Source organism: Micrococcaceae bacterium Sec5.1, from assembly GCA_039636795.1.
Classification (GTDB): Bacteria; Actinomycetota; Actinomycetes; order Actinomycetales; family Micrococcaceae; genus Arthrobacter.
This window is the reverse complement of the sequence record CP143430.1, coordinates 5280119-5293633: the sequence shown is the minus strand read 5'-3', so window position 1 is coordinate 5293633 and position 13515 is coordinate 5280119. Positions and strand designations below refer to the sequence as shown.

Here is a 13515-nt window from a genome sequence, read left to right as displayed (position 1 = left end):
GTTCTGTGGTGGACAGGAAAAGCCCGGAATGTCAGAGGACATTCCGGGCTTTCCCATTGCCTGCGCCAAATAAGTACAGGTGCAGCTGCGGCGACTTACTTGTGCAAGCCGAGTTCCGCCGTCGGGACCTTTGCTGACTCGCGTGCCGTCATGGCTGAGACCGCTGCGATCACGCAGATGACAGCGGTGAAGATGGAGATCTGGACCCAACCGCCAGGCTTGGTGCCGCCGAGGGCGGTGACGATGGTCGGAGCAAAGCCGGCCATGAGGAAGCCGAGCTGCGTACCGATGGCCAAACCGGAGAAGCGGACCTTGGTGCTGAACATTTCACCGTAGAAGGACGGCCACACGGCGTTGGCGGCTGCATACCCGAAGGAGAAGAACACCACGGAGACCAGGAACATGAGCGGGACGACTCCCGATTCCAAAGTCAGCAGGAACACCGGAGTCATGATGGCGCTGGCGATGGCGCCGTAGATGAAGACGGGCTTGCGGCCGATCTTGTCCGCGAGCATGCCGAACAGCGGCTGGGTACCGAGGGCCACAATGTTGGCTACTACAACGAGCCACAACGTGATGGTGCCGCTGACGTGGGCCACGTCCTGTGCGTACTTGATGGCCAGAGTTCCAAATACGGTACTCACGGCGGCGATGAAGGCGCAGCACACCACGCGGAGGACGTCGCGCCAGTGCAGCTTGAGGAGATCGGCAATGGGCAGCTTGGCGATCTGGTTGTTCTTCTTGGCCTCGGCGAATGCCGGCGGCTCGTGCAGGGTGCGTCGGATGAAGAACGCCACGATGACTACTACGGCACTGAGCCAGAACGGGATGCGCCAGCCAATGCCGTATTTGATCTCGTCCGGGAGCGCGAGTACTGGAATGAAGACGAGCGCTGCCAAAATCTGGCCGCCTTGGGTGCCGGTCAGTGTCCACGAGGTGAAGAACGAGCGGCGGTTGTCCGGAGCGTGCTCCAGTGTCATTGACGAGGCACCGGCCTGCTCACCGGCAGCCGAAAGACCTTGGGCAAGGCGGGCAAGTACCAGCAGGACGGGAGCCCACCAGCCAATGGTCTTGAAGTCCGGGAGGCAGCCGATCACGAAAGTCGCGGCACCCATCAGGACCAGTGTGAACATGAGGACCTTCTGCCGGCCGATCCTGTCGCCGAAGTGGCCCAGGATGACAGCGCCCACAGGGCGGGCAACGTAGGCGAAGCCGAACGTTGCGAAGGACATGATCGATGCGTTGGTGTCCGCGTCCGGGAAGAACACGTGCGGGAAAATCAGGGCTGCGGCGGAGCCGAAGATGAAGAAGTCGTAGTACTCCACTGCGCTTCCCAGGAAGCTGGCGAGTGCCGCCTTCTTGGGTGTTCCTGCTGGGGTAACTGTGCCTGGCGTCGCTGACGGCATTGTGTGGCTCATGGGTGTTCCTTCTGTGACGACGATGTCGCGGGTCTGGCTTCTGCGGGAAGACCAGAGCGAGGTGCGGCCGGATCAATCCCAAAGTAACCACATGGTGAGAGCTACTTGTGCAATACAGCAATAGTGGCCGTGACTGGGGTCACTTGTCAAGACTTGTCCCCACTATCTAGAAATAGCTCTCACGATGTGAGAGCATCTAAGCATGAGTGTGAAAGAGGACACAAAGACCGACATGGTCGGCAAGGCCCTGGGCCTGTTGGTATTGCTGGGAAATGAGCCCAAGGGCGCGAGTGCCGCGGATCTGGCCAGAAGTGCAGGACTTCCGTTCAGTACGACGTACCGCCTGCTCGGCTCGCTGACGCGCGATGGATTCGTCGACTACGAGCCCGACGGCCGTCGATATCACCTGGGGTTGCGGGTTTTCCAGCTGGGCCAGCGGGTGTCCAACCACCACGGCTTCGCAGCAACCGCCCTTCCTGTACTCCAGCGCGTCACCGAGAAGACCGAGGAGGCAACCATCCTCTCCGTGCGCGACGGCAACCATCATCTGACCGTCAATAAGGTGGACGGCCCCAAGACTTTCCGCGTCACGAGCGATCCCGGCCATCTGGGTGCGCTGCACACGACGTCCGTGGGCAAGGCGATTGTCGCTTTTGAGAACGACGCCGAACGCGAACGACTGCTCGAAGAGTTGCCTTTGGAGCCTCTCACTGAGCGCTCCATTACCGACCGGGCCGCATTCCGGGCGGAGATTGAGCAGGTGCGCCGGCAGGGCTATGCGGTGATGGATGAAGAAAACGAGATCGGCATGCGCGCCGTCGCGGTGCCGGTCCTCAATTCCCAGGGCCACGCCTTTGCGTCTCTTGCCACGGCCGTGCCGGTTTTTCGTCTCACCATGGACGAACTCATCGCCCACGTACCCACGTTGCAGGAGGCCGCGGCTGAACTCGCGGCCCGCCTGCCCCAGCGCTAACCCAACTAGGTCGCTGTTAAGCGCGTTTAGAAGGTCCAAAACGCGCACTATTGCTACTTGGTTTGGGTGAGGTTGGCAGAAATGTTCGCGATAAGAACAAGCGTGCGGAATATGAACACTTGTAGTAATCTAAATAGCACCCGGTCAGGCGGCGCCCGAAAAGCGCCAACAGCCCGCGGTGCTGAAGTCAAAGGAGCTTTAGGATGAGCAACCGAGCCGAGTCCGTTCTGGTGGGCCTCATAGGCGAAGGCGTCATGCCCTCGCTCACGCCGCCCATGCACGAACGCGAAGCCGACGTGCAGGGCCTTCGCTTGCTGTACCGCCCCATCGATCTGCTGGAACTTGCGTTGCCGGCCACCGCCGTCGGGGATCTCCTCACCGCAGCCCAGCGCATGGGCTTCAACGGCCTGAACATCACGCACCCGTGCAAGCAGTTGGTACTGGAGCATCTCGACGAAATTTCCGACGACGCCCACAGGCTGGGTGCTGTCAATACAGTCCTGATCCAGGATGGTCGGTTCATCGGCCACAACACTGACTTCTCCGGCTTCGGCTCGGCGCTCGCCGACGGCCTGCCCGGGGCGAAGCGCGACCACGTTGTCCAGCTGGGTGCTGGCGGTGCCGGGTCCGCCGTCGCCTACGCGTTGCTCAAGGCCGGGGTCGGCGTGCTGGACCTCGTGGACATGGATGCAGCCCGCGCAGCCGATCGTGCCGAGGAACTAGGCGGACTTTTCCCGGCGGCCACAGTCACGCCGCGCACTCCCACTGACTTGCCGCAGATCATGCCGCTCGCGGACGGCCTGGTGCACTGCACCCCCATTGGTATGGCCGCCCATCCGGGACTGCCCCTGGACATCGACCTCCTGGAACCGCGCCACTGGGTTGCCGACATCGTTTACCGGCCGATCGACACACGCCTGGTCCGCGAGGCGCGCGCCAAGGGTTGCGACGTCCTCGACGGCGGCAGGATGGCGGTCGGTCAGGCGGCCGACGCTTTCCAGCTCTTCACCGGACGCGACGCCGATCGCGACCGCATGCGGGCACACTTCCTGGAGCTGATCGCCGTGGAAGATGCCGCAGCCTCGCTGGCCCCTGAGCTGACGAAGGCGGGTCACTGATGCGAACCGGAATCGCTACCGTCTGCCTCTCCGGAACACTGAAAGAGAAGATGCAGGCCTGCGCAATCGCGGGGTTTGACGGCATCGAAATCTTCGAGCAGGACCTCGTCACCTCGCCGCTCAGCCCCGAAGATGTGCGAAAAATGGCCGCCGATCTCGGCTTGGGTCTGGACCTGTACCAGCCGTTCCGCGATTTCGACGGCGTCACTCCGGACCTGCTCAAAGCCAACCTTCGCAGGGCCGAGGCGAAGTTCAACCTGATGGAACGCCTGGGCATGGACACCATCCTGGTCTGCTCCAACGTGGCGACGGCAACCATTGATGACGACGAACTTCGTGCCTCCCAACTGGCAGAGCTTGCTGAACTGGCGGGGGACCACGGCGTCAAAGTTGCCTACGAAGCATTGGCCTGGGGGAAGTACGTCAACGATTACGAGCACGCGTATCGCTTGGTCGAGATGGTTGACCACCCCAACCTCGGCACGTGCCTGGACTCCTTCCACATCCTCTCCCGCGACTGGGACACTGCGCCGATCGAGAAGATCACCGCGGAGAAGATCTTCTTCGTCCAGGTTGCCGACGCACCCAAGCTCTCGATGGATGTGCTGTCCTGGAGCCGCCACTACCGCGTTTTCCCTGGCGAGGGTCAGTTCGAGCTTGCCAAGTTCATGGGCCACGTGGTCCGCGCCGGCTATACAGGTCCGGTTTCGCTGGAAGTTTTCAACGATGTCTTCCGCCAGTCCGACGTCGAACGGACGGCCGTGGACGCCATGCGTTCCCTGATCTGGCTGGAGGAGCAGAGCGCCAAGTGGCTCGAAAGCACCTCCGCGGATTCCGCCGCCGGGAACGGAAGCGCCTCCCGGCGTCGTTATCCCATGGAACTGGCCACCTTGCCAAAGGTGAACGAGCCAGCCGGCTTCAACTTCGCAGAGGTCAAGGCCGACGACACCGCCCAGCTTGAGAAACTCCTCGGCCAGCTTGGCTTCGAGTTCGAGGGCCGCCACCGCACTAAGGACGTCCAGCTCTGGACCATGGGCCAGGCGCGCGTAATCATCAACGAGCAAGCAGCACAGCACGCCGAACCGGCTATTGCCGCCCTAGGTTTCGACGTCGACTCTCCAGTGATTGCCTCCGCTCGCGCCCAACAACTCAAGGCGCCAGTCGTGGCACGCAAGGTCCAGGCTGACGAGGAAGTGTTCCAAGGCATCTCCGCCCCGGACTCCACCGAAATCTTCCTGTGCCAGGGCAGCCCGGACGGGACCGCCGCCTGGACGCACGAGTTTGGCGAGGGGCTGGAACACGTTTCCAACGTGCAAAACGCAGTGATTGACCACGTAAATCTGGCCCAGCCGTGGCAGCACTTCGACGAAGCCGTCCTGTTCTACACCAGCGCCCTGGCCCTTGAGCCGCAGCCATTCGCTGAGGTTCCGAGCCCCAGCGGCCTGGTGCGCTCACAGGTCATGGAGACCTCGAACGGCTCAGTCAGGCTGGTGCTGAACCTGGCACCGGCACAGCAGACGCAGACTGCCCGCAAAACGTACCAGGAACACATCGCGTTCGCCGTGGACGACCTCGTGGGTGCAGCCCGGGCGGCCCGCGATCGGGGCCTCGAGTTCCTGCAGATCCCCGCCAACTATTACGAAGACTTGGACGCGCGGTTCGATCTTGAACCGGAATTCCTGGCCACCCTCAAGGAGCTCAATCTCCTGTACGACCGCGACGCCAACGGAGAATTCCTCCACTTCTACACCGCCACGGTTGGCAGCGTTTTCTTCGAAATGGTGGAACGCCGCGGCAACTACGACGGCTACGGAGCGCCCAACGCGCCGGTGCGCCACGCCGTCCAATACGACTCGCTGCACCGCATCTAGACCCGTAACGAAGCCATCAACCGAAAGGAGCCGACTGTGCCACAAGAACAGACAGCAGAAGCGCTCGAATCCGAGGAACTCGTGCCTCCCGCTGAGCCGCACGCCGCCCATGATTCCAAGAAAGTGGAAACCCAGGCGGATCTCAGTGCTGAGATGAAGGGCATCGGGGACCGCTATGCGGAGGCACTCAAGAACGGCAAGGCGCCGGAGACCATGCCCCGGCTGGACTACGCTCCGTACCGCAGCAGCATCCTGCGCCACCCGACCAAGAGCCTGCACCACGCGGACCCGGAGACGATCGAGCTATTCTCGCCCGCGTTCGGCCACCAGGACGTGCACGCGCTGGAATCGGACCTGACCATCCAGCACAACGGTGAGCCGCAAGGTGAGCGCATCATCGTTGCTGGCCGCGTTCTTGATGGCGACGGCCGCCCGGTTGCGGGCCAGCTCGTGGAAATCTGGCAGGCCAACGCAGCCGGCCGCTACATCCACAAGCGCGACCAGCACCCCGCACCGCTGGACCCGAACTTCACCGGCGTCGGCCGCTGCATCACCGGTGACGACGGCTCATACAGCTTCACCACCATCAAACCCGGCGCGTACCCGTGGAAGAACCACCTGAACGCCTGGCGCCCGGCCCACATCCACTTCTCCATGTTCGGCTCGGAGTTCACGCAGCGCATCGTCACCCAGATGTACTTCCCGGGCGATCAGCTCTTCCCGCTGGACCCCATCTACCAGTCCATCGTGGACCAGGAGGCCCGCGACCGCCTGGTGGCTGAGTACGACCACGAGCTGACGAGCCCCGAATGGGCCCTTGGCTACAAGTGGGACATCATCCTGACCGGCTCCAAGCGGACTTGGACAGAGAACGAAGCATTCGGCGACGCCGGGGACGAGGAGTAAGCACATGAGCAAGCTGACACCCACACCGGGCCAGACCGTCGGACCCTTCTACGGTTACGCCCTCCCGTTTAACAAGGACAACGAACTCCTCGCCCCGGGCAGCCCGGGAAGCATCCGCCTCCAAGGCACGGTCTACGACGGCGCCGGCAACACCATCCCGGACGCCATCCTTGAAATTTGGCAGCCGGACTCCGAGGGCAACATCGTCCAGCGCACCGGCTCCCTGGTCCGGAATGGCTACACCTTCACCGGCTGGGGCCGCGGCTCCGTGGGCAACTCCGGCGTTTACACGTTCACTACCGTCAACCCCGGACCCACCTCGCCGGGTTCGGCCCCGTTCATCTCCGTGGCGGTCTTTGCCCGCGGCCTCATGAACCGCCTTTTCACCCGCGTGTATCTTCCGGAAAATGAGGAAGCGCTGGCCAACGATCCGCTCCTTAGCTCCCTGGATCCCGAGCGTCGCAAGACCCTGATCGCCCGTCGCGACCCCGACGGCGGACTCACCTGGGACATCCGGCTGCAGGGCGGCGATGAGACCGTATTCCTGGATTTCCAGCAGGACGGTTCGCTGGAAACCAGCGTCAACGCGGACTCACCTGCAAGCGAAAACCGGCCATGACCGACGGCGACTTCGGCCTCCTAAGCCCGGTCTCGGCGTCGCGCGCTGTGGCGGCGCTGACGGGCGACCGTGCCGTGATCGCGGCGATCCTCGACGTCGAAGCCGCCTGGGCGGTTGTCCTCGAGGAGGCGGGACTCGTTCCTGCAGGATCCGGCCCAGTTGTGGCCGAAGCCGCCAATCCCGGTTCTTATGATGTTGCCGCAATCGCGGAACGCGCCCAAGGCGGGGGCAACCCGGTGATTCCGCTGCTTGGTGATTTGCGCGCCCGGGTGAAGTCCGTGGACTCTTTTGCGGTAACCGCTGTGCACACCTCCCTGACCAGCCAGGACGTCCTCGACTCCGCCCTCATGCTGCTCGCCAGCCGCACCATTTCCGCACTGCTGGCCGACGTGAAACGCACGACGACGGCGCTCGCCATCTTGGCGGGGCAGCACGCGGACACACTGTGCGTGGGCAGGAGCCTGACGCAGCATGCGCTTCCGTACACGTTCGGGCTCAAGGCTGCGCAGTGGTTCCACGGTGTGGCGGCTGCGGCTGCGCAGTTGGAATCCCTTGAGCTGCCCATCCAGTTTGGCGGGGCTGGCGGGACTTTGGCGTCGGCAACCAAACTGACTGCTTCCTCGCGGACCACCCCCTTTGATCTGGCCGACTCTTTGGCCTCAAAGCTTGGCCTCGCTACGGCTCCTGCTCCTTGGCACACCAACCGACTGGCCGTCACGTCCCTGGGCGATGGACTTGCTGCCCTGATTGATTCCTTCGGCAAAATCGCCGCGGACCTGCTGTTTTTGAGCCGGCCGGAAGTTGCCGAGCTTGGTGAACCTTTGGCTGCCGGACGCGGGGTTTCCTCGGCCATGCCGCAGAAGCAGAACCCGGTGTTGTCCGTGTTGATTCGCAGCGCGGCGTTGCAGGCACCCGGCCTCGCGTCGCAACTGCATCTCGCGGCGGCCACCTTCAACGATGAGCGCCCGGACGGTGCCTGGCACAGTGAATGGCCGGCCCTGCGCCAGCTGCTCGCGCTAGCCCTTGGTGCCGCTGGACATCTCCGTGAACTCACGGAAGGCCTTCGTGTCTTCCCGGAAGCGATGCGCCGGAACCTCGAAATTTCGGGGCCGCTGCTGCTCAGCGAAGGTGTGATGGCCGCCGTCGTGCCTCTCCTGGGCCCGGACGGAAAACAGAAGCTACAGAACGTCGTCGATGAGACTCTCAAAGCGCCGGCCGCGGAACAGTCCCGGATCTACACAAAGCTGCTCCGCGAGGCTGTCCCTGCGGACAAGCTTTCTGACACGCAGCTCGAGGCATTGCTTGACCCCGCGAGCTACCTCGGAGAGGCCGCCGAGATCACGCGCCGGATCCTTGCCGCCTATCCGGACTATGCAAGGTCTGCCGCCTCCGACTCACCGACAACGAAGGGAGCCACCCGTGGCTAAGCCAACCGTCAAGGCCGTTCTGCTCTCCCCGCAGCGCGAACTGGGAACCAAGCCGCTCCTTGTGGTGGGTCCGTCGCTGGGTACGTCCACTGTGCTCTGGGCGGAAACCGCGACCCTCCTTGGAGACGAGTACGACGTCATCGGTTGGGACCTCCCCGGCCACGGCATCTCGCCAGCCGCCACCGAAGGTTTCGATATCGCGGAACTGGCGGACGCGGTCGTCGATCTCGTCGACTTTGTGAGTCCGGGCGCGAAGTTCCACTACGCGGGCGTCTCGCTGGGTGGGGCCACCGGCTTGCAGCTCGGCATCAAGCACGGCGACCGTCTCCGCAGCCTGTCTGTCCAGTGCAGCGGCGCCAAACTCGGCACGCCCGAGGGCTGGCTGGAGCGCGCCGAAACTGTGCGCAAACTGGGTACGCCCGTGATGATTCAGGGCTCCGCCGAACGCTGGTTTGCCGCTGGCTTCATGGACCGACAGCCGGACATAAGCAGCCGCCTCCTGCACTCACTCCGCGACGCCGACCGCTTCAGCTACTCGTTCTGCTGTGAAGCCCTCGCCGGATTCGACGTCCGCGAGCAGCTCGGAAGCATCACCGTTCCCACCCAGGCGATTGCCGGCGTCGAGGACTCTGTGGCGCCGCCGTCACTGGCCGAAGCTGTTGTTTCCGGTATCACCGCGGGCGGCGGTACCGCTCAGGCGGTGGCGCTCGACGGCGTCGCGCACCTCGCGCCAGCGGAGGCGCCTGCAGTTGTGGCCGGGTTGATGCGCGACTTTATGAAGGAGAACGGACGATGACCTCTTTGTCTCCCGAGCGGAATGGTGCTGTTCAGCCGAGCGCCACCGGACAGGACATCTACGACGCCGGCATGGCGGTACGCCGCGAAGTGCTCGGCGATGAGCATGTGGACCGCGCGAACGCCACCATGGACTCCTTTACCGAGGACTATCAGGACATGATCACCAGGATCGCCTGGGGTGGCATCTGGACGCGGCCCGGTCTTAGCCGGCAAATGCGCTCCGCCGTCACCCTCACGGCACTCGTGGCGCACGGTCACTGGGAGGAGCTCGCCATGCACATCCGGGCGGCTCTCAACAACGGCCTGAGCAGGGACGAGATCAAGGAAATCCTGCTGCAGACCGCAATTTATTGCAGTGTTCCCTCGGCCAATTCGGCCTTCAAGACGGCGCAGAAAGTCTTCGCCGAGATCGACGCAGCTTCCCCATCCCCCGAACCCAACTAGTCCCCACCCCACCCAACTAGGGGACAGCACATGTCCCATTGAAGGCTCACAGCGACGTTTACTGTCCCCTAGTTGGGCAGAGAGAATCAAAGGAATCCCCATGAACCAGGCATACGTGTACGACGCCGTACGCACACCCTTTGGCAAGTTCGGCTCCGGTCTTGCTGCTGTCCGTCCCGATGACCTTGCTGCCCATGTGGTCCGCGAGTCCGTTCGCAGGGCTCCGGGGCTGGACGTTGAACGGATCGACGAGGTGGTCTTCGGCAACGCCAACGGCGCCGGCGAAGAAAACCGCAACGTGGCCCGGATGGCTACCCTGCTGGCAGGCTTGCCCGTGTCGATTCCCGGGACAACGGTCAATCGTCTGTGCGGCTCCTCCCTGGACGCAGCGATCATCGCTTCGCGCCAGATCAACGCCGGCGACGCCGACCTGATGTTGGTGGGCGGTGCAGAGTCCATGTCGCGTGCACCTTGGGTGCTGCCGAAGACGTCCAAGCCTTACCCGGCCGGGGACATGACGCTGGCATCCACCACGCTCGGCTGGCGTCTGGTGAACCCGGCCATGAACAAGGACTGGACCATCTCACTGGGCGAAGCCACCGAACGGCTGCGCGAGAAGTATGGGATCACCCGTGAACGCCAGGACCAGTTCGCTGCTGATTCGCACAACCTGGCCGATTCCGCATGGAACGACGGCTTCTACGACAACCTGGTGGCACCAGTTCCGGGGACAGACTTGGTCCGGGACGAGGGCATCCGGGCCGGTTCCACCGCAGAGAAGCTCGCCACGCTGAAGACCGTGTTCCGTGCCGAGGGTTCAGGGCCCGACGGCGGCACGGTCACCGCCGGTAACGCCTCGCCTTTGAATGATGGAGCTTCGGCTGCGTGGATCGGTTCGGAGGCTGCTTCTTCCATCCTTGGTCTCGACCCTCTGGCCCGTATCGCCGGCCGCGGCGCCCATGGCAACGATCCCCAGTTCTTCGGGTTCGCCCCGGTGGAGGCGGCAAACAAGGCCCTCGCGAAGGCGGGCATCGGCTGGGACCAGGTTGGCGCCGTCGAACTTAATGAAGCCTTCGCCGCGCAGTCGCTGGCCTGCGTTGACGCGTGGGGGATCGACCCCGGAATCGTGAACCAGCATGGCGGGGCAATTGCGATGGGCCACCCACTGGGTGCCTCCGGCACCCGCCTCCTCGGCACGCTTGCCCGTTCCCTGCAGGCCTCCGGACGGCGCTGGGGTGTCGCGGCGATCTGCATCGGCGTGGGCCAAGGCCTGGCTGTGGTGCTCGAAAACGTCACTGCCGGCGCATCGGCTTAGAAGGGTAAAGAGTCATGCTGAATTTCATTGACACTGTTGGCGAAGCAGTCGCTGGTATCAAGGACGGTTCCACGGTGATGATCGGCGGGTTCGGCAACGCCGGGCAGCCATTCGAATTGATCGACGCCCTGATGGACTGTGGCGCGAAGGACCTCACCGTGGTGAACAACAATGCCGGCCAGGGCGATCAGGGGCTAGCGTTGCTGATCAAGGAAGGCAGGGTCCGCAAGATGATCTGTTCCTTCCCTCGGCAGTCCGATTCCTGGCACTTCGATGCCAAGTTCCATGCGGGTGAGATCGAGCTGGAACTGGTTCCCCAGGGGAACCTGGCTGAGCGCATCCGTGCCGCCGGCGCTGGAATCGGCGGGTTCTTCACACCTACCGGCTACGGCACCACGTTGGCTGAGGGCAAGGAAACGCGCTTGTTGGACGGGAAGTGGCAGGTATTCGAAACGCCGATTCACGCCGATGTCGCACTGATCAAAGCACTCAAGGCGGACGGCAAGGGCAACCTCGTGTACCGCAAGACCGCCCGTAACTTCGGCCCCATCATGGCGGCCGCTGCCAGGCACACCATTGTGCAGGTCTCGGAGATCGTGCCCACCGGTTCGTTGGATCCGGAGAACGTGGTGACGCCGGGGATTTACGTCAACAGTGTGGTCCGGGTTGGTTCTGCCGGCACAAAAGGGAAGGTGGCTTGATCATGAGCACTGCGACAAGTATCCAGACGTCCGAGAAGCCGTTGGGTCGCGACGAACTCGCCCAGTTGGTGGCACGCGACATCGCACCGGGTTCCTTTGTGAACCTGGGCATCGGCCAGCCAACGCTCGTGTCCAACTACCTCACCGAAGAACAGAACATCACGCTCCACACGGAGAACGGGATGCTCGGGATGGGTCCCGCGGCTGAAGGCGACGAGATCGACGGTGACTTGATCAACGCTGGCAAGATCCCCGTCACCGAGCTGCCTGGAGCATCGTACTTCCACCACGCCGACTCCTTCGCGATCATGCGCGGCGGTCACTTGGACATCTGCGTCCTCGGCGCCTTCCAGGTCTCCGCCACAGGCGACCTCGCCAACTGGCACACCGGAGCCCCGGACGCGATCCCCGCCGTCGGTGGCGCGATGGACCTGGCCACCGGTGCTAAGGACGTGTTCGTGATGATGACGCTCTTGACCCGCGAGGGAGCGTCCAAGCTCGTGGAACAGTGCACTTACCCGCTCACGGGCGTCGGCTGCGTCACCCGCGTGTACACGGACAAAGCTGTCTTCCTCACAGGGCCCGACGGCGTCACTGTGCGCGAGACGTTCGGCTGCACCTTCGAGGAAATCCAGGAGCTCGTTCCCCTGCCCCTGAAGCCCGGCGCCTAACACTCCTCTCGTTGCGAGCCTGCTCTGCGGATGCAGAGTAGGCCCCGCAACGCACCCTAGGATTGGTAACCATGACCGATTCCGCAGTTACCCCGCAGGCCAGCGACCAGTATGTTCAGTCGTTGGCCCGGGGGCTGGCCGTGATCCGGGCGTTCGACGCGAACAACCCGGTCATGACCCTCAGTGAGGTGGCAGCCCGCACTGACTTGACCCGCGCAACGGCACGCCGTTTTCTTCATACCCTTGTTGAGCTCGGCTACGTCCGCACGGACGGCAAGACCTTCGCCCTCACCGCCAAGGTGCTGCAGCTCGGCTATTCGTATCTTTCGGCGCTGTCCCTGCCTCAGCTGGCTCAGCCACATCTGGAGCAGTTGAGCCTAAAGCTGGGGGAGTCCACGTCGGCCGCAGTCCTGGATGGCCCGGACATCTTCTACGTTGCCCGCGTCGCTACTCGCCGAATCATGAACGTGGGTATCACGGTGGGCACCCGTTTCCCGGCATACGCCACCTCCATGGGCCGGGTGCTGCTCGCCGGTTTGCCACAGGCCAAGCTCGAGGCATACCTGGCCAACGTCGAACTCAAGCCCATCACGCCGCGAACCGTGGCCAACGCTGCAGACTTGAGGGCCGCCGTCGAGCAGGTGCGTGCGCAAGGCTGGTGCCTGCTGGACCAGGAGCTGGAAATCGGGCTGATGTCCATCGCGGCGCCGGTGTGGAACCACAACAACGGCGATAATGTTGCGGCGATCAACGTGTCCCTGCAGGCCCAGGCTGTCGCGGCGGAGCCGGACCCGGACAAGTATCTCGAGTCAGTGCGGCAGGAAGTCGTCGCCACAGCCAACGCTATATCGCAGGACGTGTCAGCAAAGCACTAGATAGCTACTTACGGATCGCAGCCAGCCTCGTCTCCAGAATCCTCCGAACCATGGAGTCCGGCACCGGGTTGTCCGCAGAGAACCGCAACGTCCCCGGCGACCACGAGTAGCCGCCCAGCTCCTCGGACATCTCAGGCAGGATCTGCCCGCTAAACGGGTACAGGGCAAGGTGCTTCTTGGTTTCGATCACACTTACGAAGCCCTTGCCGTCCACCAGCAAAGCAGGCATGCCGTAGCTGGTGCCTTCCTCGGCGTCCGGGGCAAGTTCACGCGCGATCGCAACTATCCGCTCCAGGATTTCGCGATTGCCCTCGCTGACGTTTTCCAGATATTCGGTGACGGTTCCCATAGGGGACATGCTTCACTAAGGCCGCAGCAG

General features: G+C 63.4%; 14 protein-coding genes. 12 read left to right on the top strand and 2 right to left on the bottom strand.

Translation table 11 applies throughout. The annotated features are described in order from the left end of the window. Positions 1–95: 95 nt before the first annotated feature. Positions 96–1418 (bottom strand): MFS transporter, encoded by a 1323-nt coding sequence (locus VUN82_24335; GenBank protein XAS72164.1) that lies wholly within the window; start codon positions 1416–1418, stop codon positions 96–98. Positions 1419–1620: 202 nt separating this feature from the next. Between VUN82_24335 and VUN82_24330 the strand changes: the two genes are divergently transcribed. The 12 genes from VUN82_24330 (at position 1621) to VUN82_24275 (ending at position 13136) form a co-directional block, all read left to right on the top strand. Continuing rightward, positions 1621–2391: an IclR family transcriptional regulator gene (locus VUN82_24330; protein ID XAS72163.1), complete on the top strand. Its 771-nt coding sequence runs from the start codon at positions 1621–1623 to the stop codon at positions 2389–2391. A gap of 203 nt (positions 2392–2594) precedes the next feature. Beyond that, positions 2595–3509 (top strand): shikimate dehydrogenase, encoded by a 915-nt coding sequence (locus VUN82_24325; GenBank protein ID XAS72162.1) that lies wholly within the window; start codon positions 2595–2597, stop codon positions 3507–3509. Then, a complete protein-coding gene (locus tag VUN82_24320; protein XAS72161.1) occupies positions 3509–5380 on the top strand; it encodes a TIM barrel protein in 1872 nt (623 codons plus the stop codon). Before VUN82_24325 ends, VUN82_24320 begins: the two co-directional genes overlap by 1 nt. Before the next feature lie 36 nt (positions 5381–5416). After that, positions 5417–6286, top strand: a complete 870-nt coding sequence (pcaH, locus tag VUN82_24315; protein ID XAS72160.1) for a protocatechuate 3,4-dioxygenase subunit beta — start codon at positions 5417–5419, stop codon at positions 6284–6286. A gap of 4 nt (positions 6287–6290) precedes the next feature. Next, a complete protein-coding gene (gene pcaG, locus VUN82_24310; GenBank protein ID XAS72159.1) occupies positions 6291–6905 on the top strand; it encodes a protocatechuate 3,4-dioxygenase subunit alpha in 615 nt (204 codons plus the stop codon). Next, complete coding sequence (locus VUN82_24305; protein ID XAS72158.1) at positions 6902–8332, top strand: adenylosuccinate lyase family protein; 1431 nt, start codon at positions 6902–6904, stop codon at positions 8330–8332. Before pcaG ends, VUN82_24305 begins: the two co-directional genes overlap by 4 nt. Further along, positions 8325–9128 (top strand): alpha/beta fold hydrolase, encoded by an 804-nt coding sequence (locus tag VUN82_24300; GenBank protein ID XAS72157.1) that lies wholly within the window; start codon positions 8325–8327, stop codon positions 9126–9128. Before VUN82_24305 ends, VUN82_24300 begins: the two co-directional genes overlap by 8 nt. Next, positions 9125–9574: a 4-carboxymuconolactone decarboxylase gene (gene pcaC, locus VUN82_24295; protein ID XAS72156.1), complete on the top strand. Its 450-nt coding sequence runs from the start codon at positions 9125–9127 to the stop codon at positions 9572–9574. Before VUN82_24300 ends, pcaC begins: the two co-directional genes overlap by 4 nt. Positions 9575–9674: 100 nt before the next feature. After that, on the top strand, positions 9675–10889 hold the full coding sequence (locus VUN82_24290) for a thiolase family protein (protein XAS72155.1): 1215 nt from the start codon (positions 9675–9677) through the stop codon (positions 10887–10889). Positions 10890–10903: 14 nt separating this feature from the next. Beyond that, entirely contained in the window at positions 10904–11590 is a 687-nt protein-coding gene (locus VUN82_24285; protein ID XAS72154.1) for a 3-oxoacid CoA-transferase subunit A, read from the top strand. A 2-nt stretch (positions 11591–11592) separates the two neighbouring features. Then, positions 11593–12261: a 3-oxoacid CoA-transferase subunit B gene (locus VUN82_24280; protein ID XAS72153.1), complete on the top strand. Its 669-nt coding sequence runs from the start codon at positions 11593–11595 to the stop codon at positions 12259–12261. Between the two features lie 71 nt (positions 12262–12332). Further along, a complete protein-coding gene (locus VUN82_24275; protein ID XAS72152.1) occupies positions 12333–13136 on the top strand; it encodes an IclR family transcriptional regulator C-terminal domain-containing protein in 804 nt (267 codons plus the stop codon). Between the two features lie 4 nt (positions 13137–13140). Here VUN82_24275 and VUN82_24270 read toward each other — a convergent pair whose 3' ends face one another. Then, a complete protein-coding gene (locus tag VUN82_24270) occupies positions 13141–13485 on the bottom strand; it encodes a DUF1801 domain-containing protein (protein ID XAS72151.1) in 345 nt (114 codons plus the stop codon). Between the last annotated feature and the right edge of the window lie 30 nt (positions 13486–13515).

Coding starts and splice junctions, on each gene's coding strand:
- VUN82_24335 (XAS72164.1), bottom strand. CDS start 1,418: ATGAGCCACACAATGCCGTCAGCGACGCCAGGCACAGTTACCCCAGCA.
- VUN82_24330 (XAS72163.1), top strand. CDS start 1,621: ATGAGTGTGAAAGAGGACACAAAGACCGACATGGTCGGCAAGGCCCTG.
- VUN82_24325 (XAS72162.1), top strand. CDS start 2,595: ATGAGCAACCGAGCCGAGTCCGTTCTGGTGGGCCTCATAGGCGAAGGC.
- VUN82_24320 (XAS72161.1), top strand. CDS start 3,509: ATGCGAACCGGAATCGCTACCGTCTGCCTCTCCGGAACACTGAAAGAG.
- pcaG (XAS72159.1), top strand. CDS start 6,291: ATGAGCAAGCTGACACCCACACCGGGCCAGACCGTCGGACCCTTCTAC.
- VUN82_24305 (XAS72158.1), top strand. CDS start 6,902: ATGACCGACGGCGACTTCGGCCTCCTAAGCCCGGTCTCGGCGTCGCGC.
- pcaC (XAS72156.1), top strand. CDS start 9,125: ATGACCTCTTTGTCTCCCGAGCGGAATGGTGCTGTTCAGCCGAGCGCC.
- VUN82_24290 (XAS72155.1), top strand. CDS start 9,675: ATGAACCAGGCATACGTGTACGACGCCGTACGCACACCCTTTGGCAAG.
- VUN82_24285 (XAS72154.1), top strand. CDS start 10,904: ATGCTGAATTTCATTGACACTGTTGGCGAAGCAGTCGCTGGTATCAAG.
- VUN82_24280 (XAS72153.1), top strand. CDS start 11,593: ATGAGCACTGCGACAAGTATCCAGACGTCCGAGAAGCCGTTGGGTCGC.
- VUN82_24275 (XAS72152.1), top strand. CDS start 12,333: ATGACCGATTCCGCAGTTACCCCGCAGGCCAGCGACCAGTATGTTCAG.
- VUN82_24270 (XAS72151.1), bottom strand. CDS start 13,485: ATGGGAACCGTCACCGAATATCTGGAAAACGTCAGCGAGGGCAATCGC.